The organism is Peptoniphilus duerdenii ATCC BAA-1640, assembly GCF_000146345.1.
In the GTDB taxonomy this organism is placed as follows: Bacteria; Bacillota; Clostridia; order Tissierellales; family Peptoniphilaceae; genus Peptoniphilus_B; species Peptoniphilus_B duerdenii.
Window position 1 is genome coordinate 1 of the sequence record NZ_GL397076.1, and the last position, 1371, is coordinate 1371.

Consider the following 1371-nt stretch of genomic DNA (forward strand, 5'->3'; position numbering starts at 1 on the left):
GGATAGGCTACACTAAATAGGACAAAATAAAATCGAACATGATATACTAAACAAAATAGTAAAACCCAAAGAAAAGGAGACAAGGAAATGGTAAAACATTACGAAGAAAACTTTAAAAAGCAAATAGTAGAAATATACAACCAAGGAAACTATACATACAACAAGCTAGGAGAAGAATATCAAATAGCCCCATCCACAATAAGAGGCTGGGTAAAAAGGTACAACAACACACAATCATTTGACATAAACGACAACAGAACAGAAGAAGAAAAAGAAATAATAAGACTAAGAAAACAACTAAAACAACTAGAAATGGAAAATGATATTTTAAAGCAAGCAGCACTACTGCTAGGGAAAAGATAAAGCTCATAATCTCAAACAGAGAAAAATATAGCATTAGTGCAATGTGTAAAATACTAGGAATAACAAGAAGCCTCATATACTACCACCTTGACAAAGAAAAAGAACAAGAACAAAAGCCCCTAGAACAAGAAGAGCAAATAGAAAAAGAAATAAAAGAAATATTTAGAAAAAGCAAAAACAACTACGGAACAAGAAAAATAAAAGTAGAACTAGAAAATAAAGGATACCAAGTATCCAGAAGAAAAATCTCAAGAATAATGAGAGAAAATAAGTTAGTATCAAACTATGCAGTAAAAGAATACAAAGTAGAAAAAACAGTAAGTAACGAAAGTAAAATAGAAAACAAAATAGACAGACAATTTAATGAAAGAGAAAAACTAGAAGCAATAGTAAGTGACTTAACATACGTAAAAGTAGGAAATAACTGGAACTACATATGTACCATAATAGACCTGCACAACAGAGAAATAATAGGCTATGCAGCAGGATCAAAGAAAGATGCAAACCTAGTAAAAGAAGCAATATACAACATAAAAGAACCATTAAACAAAATAAAAATATTCCACACAGACAGAGGGAAAGAATATGACAACAAGAAAATAGAAGAAATCCTAAAAACATTCGGAATAGAAAGATCCCTAAGCAAAAAAGGAAGTCCGTATGACAATGCAGTAGCAGAAACAATAAACAAAGCAATGAAAACAGAATTCATATACCAAAGAAAATTTAGAAACCTAAAACAGCTGCAACAAGAACTAGCAGAATATGTCTACTGGTACAACAACATAAGACTACATGGATCATTAGGATACATGAGCCCGAGAAAATACAGAGAATTAGAACTGATTTCAACAAACAAATAAAATATATGGAGAAATAGTCAAGGGAGAATCGTAAGATTCTGGCGTAGCCGAACCCTTGACTATTTAGGAATATATTTTAGAATGTTTTGAAATCAGTCTAATGATTTATTCGATTTTGAATTGTCCTAAAAAGTGTTGACATACC

At 31.0% G+C, this 1371-nt stretch carries 1 protein-coding gene; it reads left to right on the forward strand.

Annotated features, from left to right (window positions below; translation table 11 throughout):
- Positions 1 to 87: 87 nt before the first annotated feature.
- Positions 88 to 1226, forward strand: a protein-coding gene (locus HMPREF9225_RS09650; protein WP_245526554.1) for an IS3 family transposase whose coding sequence is annotated in 2 segments (ribosomal slippage) — positions 88 to 328 and positions 328 to 1226 — 1140 coding nt in all. Because the reading frame shifts where the segments join, the coding sequence is not laid out codon by codon here.
- The last annotated feature ends 145 nt before the right edge of the window (positions 1227 to 1371 follow it).